This is a genomic window from Dietzia massiliensis, from assembly GCF_018390595.1.
In the GTDB taxonomy this organism is placed as follows: domain Bacteria; phylum Actinomycetota; class Actinomycetes; order Mycobacteriales; family Mycobacteriaceae; genus Dietzia; species Dietzia massiliensis.
Map to the genome: position 1 here is coordinate 1 of NZ_JAHBAV010000023.1, position 14,990 is coordinate 14,990.

Annotated in this window: 17 protein-coding genes; 11 read left to right on the plus strand and 6 right to left on the minus strand. The window is 71.0% G+C overall.

Annotated elements, in window-relative coordinates; all coding sequences use genetic code 11:
* Positions 1-523 precede the first annotated feature (523 nt).
* The 4 genes from ectA to KHA85_RS08385 all read left to right on the plus strand — a co-directional run bounded on the left by ectA (position 524) and on the right by KHA85_RS08385 (position 4,035).
* Entirely contained in the window at positions 524-1,036 is a 513-nt protein-coding gene (gene ectA / locus KHA85_RS08370) for a diaminobutyrate acetyltransferase (protein ID WP_043567994.1), read from the plus strand.
* A gap of 68 nt (positions 1,037-1,104) precedes the next feature.
* Positions 1,105-2,400: a diaminobutyrate--2-oxoglutarate transaminase gene (gene ectB / locus KHA85_RS08375; RefSeq protein WP_213185436.1), complete on the plus strand. Its 1,296-nt coding sequence runs from the start codon at positions 1,105-1,107 to the stop codon at positions 2,398-2,400.
* A 36-nt stretch (positions 2,401-2,436) separates the two neighbouring features.
* Entirely contained in the window at positions 2,437-2,859 is a 423-nt protein-coding gene (locus KHA85_RS08380; protein ID WP_213185437.1) for an ectoine synthase, read from the plus strand.
* Positions 2,860-3,201: 342 nt separating this feature from the next.
* Complete coding sequence (locus tag KHA85_RS08385; RefSeq protein ID WP_213185438.1) at positions 3,202-4,035, plus strand: PIG-L family deacetylase; 834 nt, start codon at positions 3,202-3,204, stop codon at positions 4,033-4,035.
* Between the two features lie 28 nt (positions 4,036-4,063).
* Here the strand turns inward: KHA85_RS08385 and KHA85_RS08390 are convergent, their stop codons facing one another.
* From KHA85_RS08390 to KHA85_RS08400, 3 genes are all read right to left on the minus strand, one after another.
* Positions 4,064-4,573 carry a flavin reductase family protein gene (locus KHA85_RS08390; RefSeq protein WP_213185439.1) on the minus strand — a complete coding sequence of 170 codons (510 nt, stop codon included), beginning with the start codon at positions 4,571-4,573 and terminating at the stop codon, positions 4,064-4,066.
* Positions 4,566-5,330: a pyrimidine reductase family protein gene (locus KHA85_RS08395; protein ID WP_236885382.1), complete on the minus strand. Its 765-nt coding sequence runs from the start codon at positions 5,328-5,330 to the stop codon at positions 4,566-4,568. Before KHA85_RS08395 ends, KHA85_RS08390 begins: the two co-directional genes overlap by 8 nt.
* Before the next feature lie 72 nt (positions 5,331-5,402).
* Entirely contained in the window at positions 5,403-6,422 is a 1,020-nt protein-coding gene (locus KHA85_RS08400) for a DUF2332 domain-containing protein (protein ID WP_213185441.1), read from the minus strand.
* Between the two features lie 121 nt (positions 6,423-6,543).
* Between KHA85_RS08400 and KHA85_RS08405 the strand changes: the two genes are divergently transcribed.
* Genes KHA85_RS08405 through KHA85_RS08425 form a run of 5 tightly spaced genes read left to right on the plus strand, consistent with a single transcriptional unit; the run spans position 6,544 to position 10,387 of the window.
* Positions 6,544-7,614: a glutathione S-transferase family protein gene (locus KHA85_RS08405; RefSeq protein WP_213185442.1), complete on the plus strand. Its 1,071-nt coding sequence runs from the start codon at positions 6,544-6,546 to the stop codon at positions 7,612-7,614.
* Between the two features lie 32 nt (positions 7,615-7,646).
* Complete coding sequence (locus tag KHA85_RS08410) at positions 7,647-8,213, plus strand: GtrA family protein (RefSeq protein ID WP_061229998.1); 567 nt, start codon at positions 7,647-7,649, stop codon at positions 8,211-8,213.
* 8 nt (positions 8,214-8,221) lie between these two features.
* Positions 8,222-8,962: a trimeric intracellular cation channel family protein gene (locus tag KHA85_RS08415; RefSeq protein ID WP_213185443.1), complete on the plus strand. Its 741-nt coding sequence runs from the start codon at positions 8,222-8,224 to the stop codon at positions 8,960-8,962.
* 9 nt (positions 8,963-8,971) lie between these two features.
* Positions 8,972-9,667 carry a hypothetical protein gene (locus tag KHA85_RS08420; protein ID WP_213185444.1) on the plus strand — a complete coding sequence of 232 codons (696 nt, stop codon included), beginning with the start codon at positions 8,972-8,974 and terminating at the stop codon, positions 9,665-9,667.
* A gap of 12 nt (positions 9,668-9,679) precedes the next feature.
* Entirely contained in the window at positions 9,680-10,387 is a 708-nt protein-coding gene (locus KHA85_RS08425) for a DNA-3-methyladenine glycosylase I (RefSeq protein ID WP_438802050.1), read from the plus strand.
* Between the two features lie 4 nt (positions 10,388-10,391).
* Here the strand turns inward: KHA85_RS08425 and KHA85_RS08430 are convergent, their stop codons facing one another.
* Both KHA85_RS08430 and KHA85_RS08435 read right to left on the minus strand, forming a co-directional pair.
* Entirely contained in the window at positions 10,392-11,699 is a 1,308-nt protein-coding gene (locus KHA85_RS08430; protein WP_213185445.1) for a glycoside hydrolase family 3 N-terminal domain-containing protein, read from the minus strand.
* A gap of 100 nt (positions 11,700-11,799) precedes the next feature.
* Positions 11,800-11,943 carry a hypothetical protein gene (locus tag KHA85_RS08435; RefSeq protein ID WP_007631416.1) on the minus strand — a complete coding sequence of 48 codons (144 nt, stop codon included), beginning with the start codon at positions 11,941-11,943 and terminating at the stop codon, positions 11,800-11,802.
* A gap of 33 nt (positions 11,944-11,976) precedes the next feature.
* On the opposite strand from KHA85_RS08435, the gene KHA85_RS08440 reads away from it, so the two are divergent.
* Positions 11,977-13,287 carry an APC family permease gene (locus KHA85_RS08440; protein ID WP_213185446.1) on the plus strand — a complete coding sequence of 437 codons (1,311 nt, stop codon included), beginning with the start codon at positions 11,977-11,979 and terminating at the stop codon, positions 13,285-13,287.
* Complete coding sequence (locus tag KHA85_RS08445) at positions 13,284-14,411, plus strand: NAD(P)H-dependent flavin oxidoreductase (protein ID WP_213185447.1); 1,128 nt, start codon at positions 13,284-13,286, stop codon at positions 14,409-14,411. The genes KHA85_RS08440 and KHA85_RS08445 overlap by 4 nt, the downstream gene beginning before the upstream one ends.
* Before the next feature lie 40 nt (positions 14,412-14,451).
* Here the strand turns inward: KHA85_RS08445 and KHA85_RS08450 are convergent, their stop codons facing one another.
* Complete coding sequence (locus KHA85_RS08450; protein ID WP_213185448.1) at positions 14,452-14,919, minus strand: SRPBCC family protein; 468 nt, start codon at positions 14,917-14,919, stop codon at positions 14,452-14,454.
* Between the last annotated feature and the right edge of the window lie 71 nt (positions 14,920-14,990).

Genomic DNA, 14,990 nt, shown 5'->3' on the forward strand with positions numbered 1-14,990 from the left:
CTCGGCCCCGGCCCCACGAGGAAGGGTGACCCCCGCCGCGGCCAGCCGCTGGTGGGAACGCAACAAACCCACCGACAGCGCCCTGGAAAAAGCCATCCTCCAGGCCCTTCACGAGCACCTCGACGAACTCCTCCAACCACCACCACCGTTCTGAGGCGGGAGGGAGCCGGCGCCGTCGGCCAGGGCCGACGTGCTCTAAGGCGGCAGGACTCAGGTGGCGAGCTCGCGAGTCATCCCTGGTAGTGCTCGGGCTCCTCGCGCTCTCCTCCGCGGTGCGAGTCGACCGGGGGACTCGGAGGCCAGGGGTTGGGGGCGACGGAACTCCACGAAGTCGGTGATCGGGCTGTCGTGCATAGTCCCCGTCGTCCCACCCGGAGCGCGCTGGTGGAGGTCCCCCGGAAAGGGCCGTGAGTGACCGACCTCACTCCACGTCGGCCACCTGCGCACTCACCGTCTATTCAGGTAACAACTTGAGGAAGGTAGATGCAACAACCGGGTTGCGTCACTACGGTGGAAGGCGATTATGAACCCAGGAGAACGAGAAGTACCCCGTACCCCTGATTCGTCCGACGCGGTGTTCCGTGTGCCCACTGCGGCCGACGGAACCCGCATGTGGGAGATCGCCCGTGACAGCGGCGTCCTCGACCTCAACTCCTCCTACGCCTACGTCCTGTGGGGCGCCGAGTTCTCCGAGAGCTCGGTCGTGGTGGAGGTCGAAGGTCGGGTCGTCGGCTTCGTGACCGGATTCATCCGCCCCTCCGAGCCGGACACGATCTTCGTGTGGCAGGTCGGCGTCGACGCCGACCAGCGCGGTAAGGGCCTCGCGGCCCGACTGCTGCACAGCCTCATGGATCGGCTGGCCGAACGCGGCGTGGTGCGGCTGCGCACCACCATCAGCCCGGACAACGAGGCGTCGCAACGGACGTTCGGCGCCGTCGCCCGCGACCGCGGTATGACGCTGTCCAGTGAGGACTACCTGAGCTCCGAGCTTCTCGGAGAGGGTCACGAGCAAGAAGACCTCTACACGATTTCCTAGACAAGGGCGCACGGGCCGCCCGGCCCGCAACCGCCGCCCGCACCTTCCTAATTGGAGTGATCACCGCAATGACCGAGCCCACCCACGACGCCAACACCAACACGGAGATCTTCGACGATCGTGAATCCGAGGTGCGCAGTTACTCGCGGAACTGGCCGGTGGTGTTCGACACCGCCAAGGGGGCGACGCTCCGGACCGTCGACGGAGACGAGTATCTCGACTTCTTCGGTGGCGCGGGTGCCCTCAACTACGGCCACAACGACGAGGACATGAAGAACGCACTGCTGGAGTACATCTCCCGCGACGGCGTCACCCACTCGCTCGACAAGTACACCGTGGCCAAGCGGGCCTTCCTGGAGACCTTCTCGGAGAAGATTCTCGAGCCGCGCGGCCTGGACTACAAGGTCATGTTCCCCGGGCCGACGGGCACCAACGCCGTCGAGTCGGCGCTGAAGCTGGCCCGTAAGGTGACCGGCCGCGAGGCCGTCATCAACTTCACCAACTCGTTCCACGGCATGACCCTCGGGTCACTCTCCGTGACGGGTAACTCGATGAAGCGCGCCGGCGCCGGCATCCCGCTCGTGCACGCCACGCCGATGCCGTACGACAACTACTTCGGCGGCGTCACCGAGGACTTCCAGTGGATGGAGCGCGTCCTCGTCGACTCCGGCTCGGGCATGAACCGCCCGGCGGCCGTCATCGTCGAGTGCGTCCAAGGCGAGGGCGGAATCAACGCCGCGCGCGCCGAATGGCTGCGCGCGCTCAACGAGCTCTGCGTCCGACACGACATCCTGCTCATCGTCGACGACGTCCAGATGGGCTGCGGCCGCACCGGCGAGTTCTTCTCGTTCGAGTTCGCGGGCATCAAGCCGGACATCGTCACCCTCTCCAAGTCGATCGGCGGCTACGGGCTGCCGCTGGCCGTGACGCTCTTCCGACGCGACCTCGACGAGTGGACCCCGGGCGAGCACAACGGCACGTTCCGCGGGAACAACATGGCCTTCGTCACCGCCGAGCTGGCGCTGCGCAAGTACTGGTCGGACGATCAGCTGCAGAACCGCACGCTCGAGAACGGCCGCATCCTGCGCGAGCGCTTCTCCCCGCTGGTCTACAAGTACGAGGGCAAGCTTGAGCTGCGTGGCCGCGGCATGGCCTTCGGCATCGCGTTCCTCGAGAATCCCGAGCTCGCCGAGCAGGTCATGGCGCGCTGCTTCGACAACAAGATGCTCGTCGAGACCGCCGGCCCGAGCGACGAGGTCGTCAAGTTCCTCGCCCCGCTCACGCTGACCGATGAGGAGCGCGACCGCGGTATCGAGATCTGCTACGAGGCCGTCGACCACGTCCTCGCCCAGCAGTACGCCTGAGAACCAGAGACCACACCCCGGCCGAGGAGGCACCGCATGATCGTTCGTACGACCGCCGAGATCACCGACACCGACCGCCATATCAAGGGCAACAACGGCAACTGGGAGTCCAAGCGCATCGTCCTGGCCGACGACCGCGTCGGGTTCTCGTTCCACGAGACCACCATCGCCGCCGGCACGACCAACGATTTCCACTACGCCAACCACATCGAGGCCGTCTGGCTGACCCGCGGCAAGGGCACTCTGCGTGACCTCACCAATGACAAGGAGTACCCGCTCGAGGCGGGCACGATGTACCTGCTCGACGGCAACGAGAAGCACCAGGTCATCGTTGAGGAGGAGATGCAGATGCTCTGCGTCTTCAACCCGCCCGTCGTGGGCGACGAGAACCACGACGAGAACGGCATCTACCCGCTCCTGCGCCTGCAGGACGACGGCACCGTGGTGCGCGAGAAGTAAGCCCCACGCCGCGCTCCCCGGCCCGTTTCGTTCAGTCCCAGCGAAACCGGCCGGGGAGTTGCTCGTTCCGGGGCACTAGCTGGAACGAGCAACAGGTACTGATACCCGTCCACCAGCGATCATCGGGCGGGACCGGGTGGGCTTCGAGCTCGCCGGAGACGTCGGCGGACTGTGGAACGTCGACGCGGCCGACACCCGGCACTGCGAGACCTGTTCCGCTGCGACTCCGAGGTCGTGCGCGTCGAACCGCTCGGGCCGGGGCTGACGCCGGGGAGCTCTCGACCGGTCACCCGGAGGCGCGGGCGTCGACACGGCGAGGCTGAACCAGGGCAGACTGGCCAGGTGTCGACGATCGTGTTCCTCCACGCCCATCCCGATGACGAGACCTCGCAGACCGCCGGGATGATGACCCTGGCCGCCCGCGAGGGGCACCGGGTGGTGACCGTGTTCGCCACCGACGGCGACCACGGGGAGCGGCCCGAGCACCTCGGCCCCGACGGTGACCTCGTCGAACACCGGCGCGGGGAGGCGCGGGCCGCGGCGGCCGTACTGGGCGTGGCCCGCATCGACTGGCTGGGCTACCGCGACTCCGGGATGACCGGCTGGGAACAGAACGGCGACCCGCTCTGCCTCCACCGCGCCGACATCGACGACGCGGCCGCCAGGGTGGCCCGGATCCTCGATCGCGAGGACGCCGACGTCCTCGTGGGGTACGACGACCACGGCAACTACGGACACCCCGATCACATTGCGGTCCACCGCATCGCCCGACGCGCGGTGGAGCTGGCCGCGCGCCGGCCGCGGCTGCTGGAGGCCACCACGAACCGTGACGCCCAGCTCGCCATGCTCGACAGTCCCGAGGCCGCCGAGTTCCTGCGCACGCTCGCGGCCGGCGGCACGGAGCTGGACCCGGACCAGCTGCGGGCGATGATCCTCACCGGCGACGACGGTCAGCCGGTGGGGATGCCGGAGTCCGAGATCGCGTGGGCGATCGACCTGCCGCAGGACGTGATCGACACCAAGCGCCGCGCGATGCAGTGCCACGCCAGCCAGACCAGCGACATCGGCACCATGTTGGCGCTGCCGCCGGAGATCTACACGGTCGCCTTCGGTACCGAGTACCTCATCGAGCCGGGCGCGCAGCAGCCGATGCGCCGCGCGTGGCCGTTCGGCTGAGCCGTCCGAGCCGCCTGCCCCGCGCAGCTCAGGGAGTGATCGCCCGCTCCTCGCTGGCGTGGCCCGCGTCGAGGTGGGAGCAGTCCGACAGCCGCAGGGGCGAGAAGGCTCCCCCGGAGTGACTGGAGACCACCCGCGTCGTCACGCAGACGTGGTCGCCGCCGTCGTCGAGCGTGGCGATCCGCTCGAGCACCATCCGGTTGGGGAGCTCGCGGATGAGGGGCACGCCCCCGTCGCCGGTCCCGGTCTCGAGGCCCTCGAACTTGTCCGTGTCTTCCCCCGAGCGCGTACCGAACCGCTCGGCCAGGGCGAGGTCGGAGCTGGTGAGGAAGTGCACCGCGAAGTGGGTGGCGCGCAGGCTCACCCGGTAGGTGTGGTTGGCCTTGGAGAGCCACACGCTGTAGTGCTGGCCGGAGATGCTGGACTGCGCGTGGAAACCGACCAGGCACCCGGCCCGCTCGTCCTCGGCGGCGGTGGTCACCACGATCATCGCCGTGTCGAGCGAGGCCATGAGGTCCTCGAACGCCTGGTCAGACATCGCTCGCGCCGCCCTGCCGGTCCATCTCGTACCGCAGGAACAGGGTGTCACCGTCGGCCATGGCCCCCTTCAGCGCGAACCGGGCGATCCCCGCTCCCGCCGGGTTCACGCACACCGGCAGCGGATCGCCGCCCATCAACGGCGAGATGGACAGGCACAGCTCGTCGAGACGGTCCGCCGCGACGAGTTCGCCGAGCCAGGTGGGCCCGCCCTCGCAGAGCACGACGCGATGCCCCAGGTCGGCCAGCGCCCGCAGCGCGGCGGCCGGCTCGACCGCGTCGCGCCCCGCGTCGACGACCGTCGCGACCTTCTCGGCCTCGGCGCGCCGGGTCGGGTCCGCGGCAGTGCACGTGATGACGTGGGTGCGGGCGTCCTCGGGGGCGTCGGCGAACAGTCGGGCGCTCCAGTCGAGGTCCAGGCTGCGGCTGATCACGGCGACCGGCGGGTTCCCCGGCTTCCCGGCGGCGACGCGCTGAGCCCGCGCCTCCTCGGACAGTCTCACCGGGCCGTAGCCCTCCCGCCGGACGGTCTCTGCGCCCACCATCACGATGTCGGCGATCTGGCGCATGCTCCGGAACAGTGCCTGGTCGGGCGCGGTGGACAGGGAGCCCACCCGGCCGTCGATCGCGGCCGTCCCGTCGACCCCGGCGACCATGTGCCCGGTCACCCAGCACTCGTGCGCGGGCCTCGACCGGTCCACCTCCAGGTACGGGGCGAGCGGGTCGGGGACCTGGGATCCTGGCTCGAGTACGTGCATGGCGGCCACTCTACGGACGTCCCACGCCGCCGCGTGGCCCACGTGGGGCAGCGGTCAGTGCATGTCGAGGGGTCAGGGCATGTCGAGGGCGCGGACCCAGTCGCCGTGGCCGTGCGCGGTGGCCAGGGGGCGTCCGTTGACGGCGACGACGAAGATGCCCTTGTGGCGGCGGATCGACTCCGGGACCTGCGCGGCGACGTCGGGCAGAAGGGTCACGCCCTCGACGGAGATCCAGACGCAGTCCAGCTCGGTGACCCGGCGGACGAACTCGGCGCGGGCCGGCGGCTCGAGGTAACCGAGCACGGCGGTGTGGAACACCACCGGGGTGGTGCCGGCCGGGCAGTCGGCGACGGAGTCCTCCAGTCGCTCGATGAGGTCGCCGGCGAGGATCCGCGGGGGGTCGGCGGCCGCGATGTCCAGGGCGGCGTCCAGGCGTGGGCCTCGCTGCTCGTGTTGGCCGGGCCAGATGAGGCTGTGCAGCCAGGCGCGGGACTCCGGGTCGGCGGGGTCGATCGGCGCCAGGTCCACCCCGCCGCGGTGGGCGACCTCGGGCGACGAGCGCGGTAGGGGTACGCCGTCGCGGAGGTCGCAGTCGAGGACCGGCGGGCGGCCCGCCGCGCTGTCGGGGTCGGCGACGGGCCGCAGCTCGCGGGTGCTCCCGCCGTCGAGCGTGTACCGGTAGGCGTAGCGGTCCGGGTAGAGGCACAGTCCCGCGGAGGCCCCCATCTCCACCAGGGAGAGCGGGCCGGGTAGGAGGGAGAGGAACGGCAGCAGGACCGCGCAGCGCTTGGCCTCGTTGGTCTGGGTGGAGTGGGTGAGCGCGATCCGCTCGATCTCGGCCCAGTGGTCGTGGACGAACCTGCGGAAGGTCGCATAGTCCTCGGTCTCGGGGGCCCCGGCGTGCCGGGCGGCGGCGAAGAACAGGGCGGGCTGGCGCTTGATCCGCGGCAGCGTCCCGATGAGCTCGCTGGTCCCGGAGTCCCCGGCGATCCCGCGGGCCCACGAGAGGTACACGGGCGTGCGTCCGCGGACCTCGTACTCGGCGAAGTCGGAGTAGCGGGCGGGGACGTCGTCGACGTGCGCGGAGTCCATGTCCCCAGCGTCGCACACCGCCGCGGGACACGCCGTCGACGCCGGAACGGTGGCCTCACCCGCGGGCAGGCGGTATGATTGGTGACGCATCAATAAACTGAGACGATCCTGGGAGCCCCTCATGTCTACCGCGACCGACTTCACCCCCGCACAGAACGCCTCGACCGACGGCGAGTTCGTCCGCGACGCGACGTACATCAACGACCGCGTGGTGGCGGACGTGCCCGCGGGTTCGGATCCGGTCGGCGAGAAGATCGGCGAGATGCGGTGGCCGGTCGAGGCCGGGCGCTATCGGCTCATGGCCGCCCGCGCGTGCCCGTGGGCCAGCCGGAGCATCATCGTCCGGCGCCTGCTGGGCCTCGAGGACGCGATCTCCCTGGGGCTCGCGGGCCCCACGCACGACATCAACTCCTGGGTCTTCGACCTCGACCCGGACGAACGGGACCCCGTCACCGGCCTGCACCGCCTGCAGGAGGCCTACTTCAACCGGATCCCTGACTATCCGCGCGGTATCACGGTCCCCGCGCTGGTGGACCTGCCCACCAAGTCCGTCGTGACCAACGCGTACCAGAAGCTGAACTTCGACTTCATCTCCGAATGGACGGCCTTCCACCGCGAGGGCGCGCCCGATCTGTACCCCGAGGAGCACCGCGACGAGATCGACGAACTCAACTCGTGGATCTACCCCACGGTGAACAACGGCGTGTACCGGTGCGGGTTCGCCGCCGACCAGGAGGCCTACGAGGAGGCCTACGACGAGCTGTGGGCGTCGCTGGACCGCCTCGAGGAGCGCCTGACCACCCGCCGCTACCTCGTCGACGACTCCATCACCGTCGCCGACATCCGCCTGTTCACCACGCTGGTCCGCTTCGACGCGGTCTACCACGGCCATTTCAAGGCCAACCGGTCCAAGATCAGCGAGATGCCCGCGCTGTGGGGTTACCTCCGCGACCTGTTCCAGACCCCCGGCTTCGGCGACACGTGCGACTTCCCCCAGATCAAGGCGCACTACTACAACGTGCACCGGGACGTGAACCCCACAGGCGTCATCCCCAAGGGGCCGGACCTGTCCGGCCTGCTCACCCCGCACCACCGCGAGGAGCTGGGCGGTCGCCCGTTCGGCGACGGGACCGCGCCCGGGCCGATCACCGATCCGTCCGAGAGGGTGCCGGAGGGACACGGCGCGGCCTGACGTCCCCGGGAGAGGGCCTAGACTGGTCGCCTGTGAACCCAGCCCCCGCCGAACTCGGTCGCTATCGTCGCGGCGCCCGGCAGTTCGTCATGTTCGGAATCGTGGGCGGCTCGGGCATGGTCGTCAACATGATCGTCACGGTCTTGATGAACAAGGCCAACGGCGGCACGGCCAACGCGCAGGAGATCCTGTTCCCCATCGCGGGCACGGAGTTCAACTTCCGGTTCACCACGTTGGTGTGGATCGTGGCGTTCCTGGTGGCCAACTTCTACAACTTCCTGCTCAACCGGCACTGGACGTTCGGTAAGGGACACAAGGCGCCGGCGTGGCAGGAGTTCTGGCCGTTCCTGGTGGTGGGGTCGGTGGCGGCGGCCGCGGGCATCTTCATCAAGCTCGCGTTCACCAACCCCACCAGCCCGCTCTACCTGCCGGAGCCGTGGTGGCACGAGGAGGCCGGGATCCACTCCCGGGAGTACTGGAGTCAGCTGCTGACGATCCTCATCACGATGCCGATCAACTTCGTCGTCAACAAGCTCTGGACGTTCCGCGCGGTGCGTAACCGACACCACGCACGCTCGACCGCGAACGCGGTGGTCTAGGACCGACCGTGGAGACGTCGCCGCTGGTCCTGTGGTTCGACCTGATGGGCGTGTTCTTCTTCGCCCTCTCGGGCAACCTGCTGGCCGCGCGCAAGGACATCGACATCACCGGTGGGTTCATCCTGGGCCTGCTCGCGGGGCTCGGCGGGGGCATCATCCGCGACGTCATGCTGGGCGTCACGCCGCTCGCGCTGGCCAAGCCCGTGTACCTCGTGCCGCCGCTGGCCGCCGTCGTGGTGGTGTACCTGCTGGGCTCGGTCATCCACCGCGTGCAGACGCTCATCGTGGCGTGCGACGCCGCGGGCCTGGGCCTGTTCTGCTCGTTCGGCACGGCGCGCGCGTTGGATCACGGCATGCCGGTGGCGTCCGCGTTGCTGCTCGGGGCGGTCACCGCGGTCGGCGGCGGGTTGATGCGCGACGTGGTGGCCAACGAGATCCCGGCCGTGTTCAGCGGGTCGAACCTGTACGTGATCCCCGCGGCGACCGGCGCCGCGCTCACGGCCGTCGCCGTGTCCACCGACGTCTGGGGGCCGGTGTCGGCGACGGTGCTGTCCGTCCTGGTGTTCGCCTTCCGGATGACCGCGTGGGTCCGACAGTGGCGCGTGCCGGCCCCCGTGCGCAGCTGGACCGTGCGGGACCTGGACGTGTTGCGGCGCCGGGAGCGGTCGGTGTTCGGCCGACCGCGCGGCGAGAGGGACGACGGCCTCCGCGACGATGAGTACGACGACGACGAGCTCGGCCGCCGGTAGGGTGACCCGGTGCAGTACTACCTCAGCCTGCTGGGTTTCGCGGCGATCGATTCGCTCAATCTCCTGGCCTTCGCCGTCATCGCGGGGCTGTGGCTGACGTCGGCCGGCCGCGGCATCCCGTTCACGCCGCGAGCGGCGCGGTTCACCGGGGGCGCGTTCTGCGGGATCGTGCTGCTCTCGCTGATCTCCGTGTGGGTGATCGGCAACAACCAGGAGTTCGTCCGGAGCCTGTTCTACAACCTGTGGGCGATGATCGCCCTGGGCGTGATCGGCCTGGTCATCACCGTCATGGGACTGCGCCGGCCCGCGGAGGCCAAGGAGGAGAGCATCGAGGCCCCGCTCACCCAAAACGTCCTGCAGAAGTTCGGGATCATGGCCACCGGCATCGCACTGGGCGTCATCCAGTCGGGGACGTCCGCGCCGTTCGCGGCGGGCATGGTGCTCATCTCGTTCGCCGAGACCCCGTGGTGGTCCAAGCTGCTGCAGATCCTGTTCTTCGCGGTCATCGCGATCCTGCCCAGCACCGGGCTGATCATCGCGCTGTCGCGGGTGCCGTCGGGCAGCATCGGTGCGGCGACCCGTCGCATCGACCGGTTCCTGTCCTACGGCCGCGTGGCCGGGCGGGTGCTCACCCTGGTCGTGGGCGTGGTGCTGACCGTGTTGGCCGTCGTCCGCATCGTCCAGATCACCGGGGTGCTGTCGTAGTCCGGCCCTAGGGTGACGGCGACCACCACCGCCGGTGGTCCGACCGACGAGGGAGACGACATGCAGATCGACGAGATCCAGATCACCGCGACCGACCCGACCACCGATGCCACGCCTTCCGGCACCGTGCTGTGCGAGGACGGGCTGAGGCGGCCCCCGTGGGCGGCGCGGGACCCGCTGCTGCGGGAGTACTACGACACCGAGTGGGGCATGCCCGTCCGGGACGAGGCCGGTCTGTACGAGCGGCTGGTCCTAGAGGGGTTCCAGTCCGGGCTGAGCTGGGTGACGATCCTGCGTAAACGGCCCGCGTTCCGCGAAGCGTTCGCCGAGTTCGACCCCGACGCCGTGGCGGCCTTCGGGGAGGACGACATCGCCCGGCTCATGGCCGACGCGCGGATCGTGCGCAACCGCCGGAAGATCGACGCGGCGATCGCCAACGCGCGTGCCGTGGTCGCCCTGCGCTCCGAGGGCGGTCTGGTCGAGCTCGTCTGGTCCTACCGGCCCGAGCGCACGCCCGAGCCGCGGACCATGGACGAGGTACCCAGCCGGTCTCCGGAGTCGGAGGCGTTGGCCAAGGAGCTCAAGCGGCGCGGGTTCAGCTTCGTCGGACCGGTGACGGTCTTCGCCCTCATGGAGGCCATCGGAGTGGTGGACACGCACCTGATGGACTCGCACCGCCGCGGCAGCTCGGGCGTGTGGACCGCCGAGGGGGCCGGCTGACCTGTCAGCGCGGCGGAGGCAACCGGGGCAGGTCGGCCCGCGGCGGCAGGTCCGGGACGGGCGTGGCCAGGGGGCCGGCCTCCTCGAGGAACCCGGTGGCGGGGCCGCCCACGCATACCGGGATTCCCCGCAGGGTCGCCATGCGCTCGAGCGACCGGTCCAGCGCCCGCCGGCTCAGGACGCCGTCGGCCACGGCCCGCTCGACGGCGTCCAACGCTTCACCGAGCCCGGCCGTCGTGATCCACAGCGGGGAGTCAGCCCCGGCGATGAGGGACTCGGTCACGGCGCGGGGCAGCGGGAACGTGTCGGTCACGGCGCGCATGCCGGACAGGTCATCGGTGAAGATGGGGCCGTCGAACGGTGGGGCGCCGTAGCCGTGGCCCTCTCGCAGCAGCCGGTATGCGGCGGGCGAGAGCGACGCGGGCCGGTCGACCCCGGTCAGACCGGGCACCTGCTGGTGGCCCAGCATCATGCCGGCACCCGGCGTCTCGGCGAGTGCGGCGAACGGGCGCAGGTCGTGGGGCACGAGCTGGTCGAGCGGTGGAACGGTCACCGACCGGTGGTGACTGTCGCCGGTGGAACGCCCGTGGCCGGGGAAGTGCTTGAAGACGGGGGCGATGCCCGCGTCACGCAGGCCGGTGGCGAACGCGCGGGCATAGGACACGACGCGGGCGGGGTCGGGGGAGAAGGAGCGGTCACCGATCACCGCGCCGTCCGGCTGCTCGGACACGTCGAGGGAGGGCGCGAAATCGACGGTGACGCCCATTCCGCGGAGGAACTCCCCGCGGGCGCGGGCAGCCGCCCGGACCTGCTCGGGGCTCATGGTCGCGGCCATCACGCGGGCGGAAGGCAACGGGCCGGCGTATGGCGCGATGCGCGACACGCGCCCGCCCTCCTCGTCGATCGCCACGAGCAGCGGCAGCGGCGAGTCGTGCTGCAGCCGGGCGAGCCCGTCTCCGGAGACCGCCTCGCCCACCACGTCACCGCCGAGGAAGATGCCGCCGATCGCGTGCTGTTCGACCGCCCGGCGGGCGTCGGCCATGGAACTCACACCGACGGTGAACAGCTGGGCGATCCGCTGACGCTGCGTCAGCCCGTCCAGCGGCGATACGCATCCTGGCGGCGGTGCTGCAGCCACGGGGCCGGCGGGATCAGCGGCCGGAGCGGGAGTCGCCTGCGGAGCAGGAGCGGCCGGGCCGGCGGAGGTGGAGCCCGGGCCGGGCGCGGCGGGCTCCTCGGGGGCGCACCCGACCAGTGTCAGCCCTGCTGCGAGGGCGGCGACCGCCACACGGAGCCGGCGGGTGGGGGACACGCCCTCCACTGTATCCGGGGTCGACTCGGGGACCGCGCTGGTCCCGCGCACTCCGACCATGGGTGGTGTCCCAGGGGCGCCCGGGCGTCCCGGCATCGGGTCAGCGTCCGACCATCTCGAGCGCTCTGCTGCCGAAATCGATCGCCTGCCCGACGCTGCCCCTGCCGCCGGAGACGTGTTCGGAATTGACCAGCGCCCGGGGCAGGGCTGAATCGCGGCGGGGGACCACGGTCGAGGAGTTCACGTCTCGTCCACCTGCGCCTGCGATGGTGTGCGGATGAACTCGACTCTCGACCGCAGGCTGGGTCCGTCCGATGCCGTCGTGGTGGGCCTCGGCGCCATGATCGGGGCCGGCGTGTTCGTGGCGTTCGCGCCCGCCGCGGCGCGCGCCGGCTCATGGGTGTGGGCCTCGCTCGCGGTGGCCGCCGTGGTGGCCGTGTGTAACGCCCTGTCCTCCGCTCGACTGGCAGCGCAGTTCCCCGCGGCGGGCGGGACCTACGTCTACGGTCGCGAACTGCTCGGGCCGCTGCCGGGGTTCCTCGCCGGCTGGGGATTCGTCGTGGGCAAGACCGCCTCCTGCGCGGCGATGGCCCTCACCGTGGGCCTGTACCTCTGGCCGGAGCAGTCCTCGGTGGTCGCCGCGGTGTCCGTGCTGGCGCTGACGGTGCTGTCGGTTCTCGGGGTGCAGCGCACGGCCACGGCGTCGAAGGTGCTGGTCGGCATCGTGCTGGCGGTACTCGCAGTGTTCGTGGTGGCGGCGTTCGTCTCGTCGGCCGGCTCGCCGGCGGCGCCAGGGGCGGCACCCGCGGCAGTGCCCGGGGCGGTGCCCGCCGTCGACGGAGAGGCGTTGCCCGGGCGCATACTCGGCGTGTTGGGCGGCGCGGGGTTCTGCTTCTTCGCCTTCGCGGGGTACGCCCGCATCGCCACGCTCGGGGAGGAGGTGCGCGATCCGAGCCGCACGATCCCGAGGGCGGTCGTCATCGCGATCAGCGTCGTGATCGCCGTCTACGCGATCGTTCTCGCCGCGACGGTCCACGTGCTCGGGGTGCAAGGCGTGGCCGCGAGCGCCGCGCCCGTACTGGACGCCGCTGAGCGGGTCCCGGCCGGGGAGGTGCTGGCGCCCGTGGTGCGGATCGCCGCCGGGATCGCCGCGCTCGGGGCCCTGCTGGGCGGAGTGCTCGGCGTCTCCCGCACAACTCTGGCGATGGCGCGGGACCGGCACCTGCCCGCTCCGCTGGCGGCAGTGCACCCCACCACGCGGACGCCGTACGTCGCCGAGATCTGCGTGGGCGTGGTGGTGGCCGTGATCGTCCTGGCGGCCGACGTACGGCAGGCGATCGGGTTCTCCTCCTTCGCCGTCCTGATCTACTACCTCGTCGCGAACACCGCGGCCCTGCGTCTTGATCGACGGCGCCGCGGACTGCCGGCCTGGGTGCCGGTGCTCGGCGCGGTCGGATGCGTGATCGTCGCCGGGAGCCTGCCCTGGCAGTCGGTCGTCGGAGGCCTCGTCGTCTTCGTCGTCGGCGGTGTGGTCTACGCCGTCACCCGCCCCAGGGCGGTGACCCCGGGCGTAGGGTCACGGGCATGACCGAGCACCAGACACAGTCCGACCGGGCCCCGCAGGGCCAGAACCCCCACCGCCTGCTCCCGTCGCATCTGCGCCGGCCCGTGATCGGGGCGCCGATGGCCGGCGGCCCCACGACGCCCGAACTCATCGCCGCGGTGGGCGAGGCGGGGGGCCTGGGCATGATCGGCTCCGGTTACCTCGACGCCGCCGACACCAGAGTGGAGATCGGGCGCGTCCGCGAGCTCACCGACGCGCCGTTCGGCGTCAACGTGTTCCTGCTGGATCGCGCCGACTCCGACGCAGCGCTGGCGGCGGCGGGCGGTCCCGAGGCGGTCAAGCGCTACGCCGAGGCGATCGGGCCGGTCGCCAGGCGGCTCGAGGTGGCCCTCGCGGAGTCGCCGGGCTTCACCGACTTCGACCAGGAAGCCACGCTCGCCGCGCTGCTGGACGACCCGGTCGCGGTGGTCTCGTTCACCTTCGGCATCCCGGAGCCCGGCAAGGTCCGTGCTCTACAGGACGTGGGCACGGCCGTGGTCGTGACGGTGGCAGGCGTCGCCGACGCGCGGCGGGCCGTCGAGGCCGGGGCGGACTGGCTGTCGGTCCAGAGCGCTGAGGCCGGCGGGCACCGGTCCACGACCACCGTCGGCGAGGAGCCCGACGACATCACGACGGTGGAGCTGGTGCGGGCGGTGCGCGAGGCGCTGCCGGAGGTGCCCTTCGTCGCCGCCGGCGGCATCAGCACTCCGGACGACGTCGCCGCCGTGCTCGCAGCGGGCGCGGACGGCGTCCAGCTCGGGACCGTGCTGCTGCGCACCCCGGAGGCGGGCACGAACGCTCTGCACCGGTCCGCTCTCGGAGACTCCCGGTTCACCGAGTCGCGGCCGACCCGCTGCTACACCGGTCGCTACGCCCGGGCGCTCGTCAACGAGTTCGTCGCGGAGTTCCACGAGGCCGCGCCGGCGGCGTACCCGTACCTGCACCTGCTCACGGGTCCGATGCGCAAGGCCGCCGCGCAAGCGGGCGACATCGAGGTGCCGCCCCTGTGGGCGGGGTCGCGGTGGCGGGCGGCCGACGCCTACGCTGACCGGCCGGCCGCGGAGGTCGTCGCGGAGCTGTGGGACAGCGCGGTCGAGCAGGCCGGGTAGGCCGGGTAGGCCGGGTAGGCCGGGTACGCGCCCGCGGCGGCTAGGAAGATGAGGCCCGCCGCTCGGCCTCGGCCGCGATGTCGGCCAGGTCTTGCTCCATGGTCTTGCGGGTGGACTTCTCGGCGAACTTTCCCATCAGCCCCATCACGACGCGGGAGACCGCGGGGGCGTGGGCCGTCTCGGCTCCGAAGCGCATCCGGAGCGTCGACCCGCCCTCGGCGTCGGGTGTGATGGTGAAGACGGTCGTGTACTCGGTCCCGCCGTTCTCGGCGACGATCGTGGTGGAGTGAGGCGGCTCGGCGGCCATCACCATCATCTCCTCGGTGGCCTTCATCCCGAACATCTTGCGTGTCTCGCGCCATCGCAGGCCGGGCTCATAGGGGCCGGTCGTGAGGATCTCGACCGCGATCACCCCGCTGAGCGTGCGGTGCGCCTCGGGGATGTCGGTGAGCACGGACCACACGGTGTCGGGGTCGGCGGCCACGTGGCGGGACAGGTCGAGCTCCATGGCCCCGAGTGTAGTGAAATGCACGGCGCCGGCATCCGTCCGAAGATGGATGCCAGCGTCGTGGTGTTGAT

Coding starts and splice junctions, on each gene's coding strand:
- ectA (WP_043567994.1), top strand. CDS start 524: ATGAACCCAGGAGAACGAGAAGTACCCCGTACCCCTGATTCGTCCGAC.
- ectB (WP_213185436.1), top strand. CDS start 1,105: ATGACCGAGCCCACCCACGACGCCAACACCAACACGGAGATCTTCGAC.
- KHA85_RS08380 (WP_213185437.1), top strand. CDS start 2,437: ATGATCGTTCGTACGACCGCCGAGATCACCGACACCGACCGCCATATC.
- KHA85_RS08390 (WP_213185439.1), bottom strand. CDS start 4,573: ATGTCTGACCAGGCGTTCGAGGACCTCATGGCCTCGCTCGACACGGCG.
- KHA85_RS08395 (WP_236885382.1), bottom strand. CDS start 5,330: ATGCACGTACTCGAGCCAGGATCCCAGGTCCCCGACCCGCTCGCCCCG.
- KHA85_RS08400 (WP_213185441.1), bottom strand. CDS start 6,422: ATGGACTCCGCGCACGTCGACGACGTCCCCGCCCGCTACTCCGACTTC.
- KHA85_RS08405 (WP_213185442.1), top strand. CDS start 6,544: ATGTCTACCGCGACCGACTTCACCCCCGCACAGAACGCCTCGACCGAC.
- KHA85_RS08440 (WP_213185446.1), top strand. CDS start 11,977: ATGAACTCGACTCTCGACCGCAGGCTGGGTCCGTCCGATGCCGTCGTG.
- KHA85_RS08445 (WP_213185447.1), top strand. CDS start 13,284: ATGACCGAGCACCAGACACAGTCCGACCGGGCCCCGCAGGGCCAGAAC.
- KHA85_RS08450 (WP_213185448.1), bottom strand. CDS start 14,919: ATGGAGCTCGACCTGTCCCGCCACGTGGCCGCCGACCCCGACACCGTG.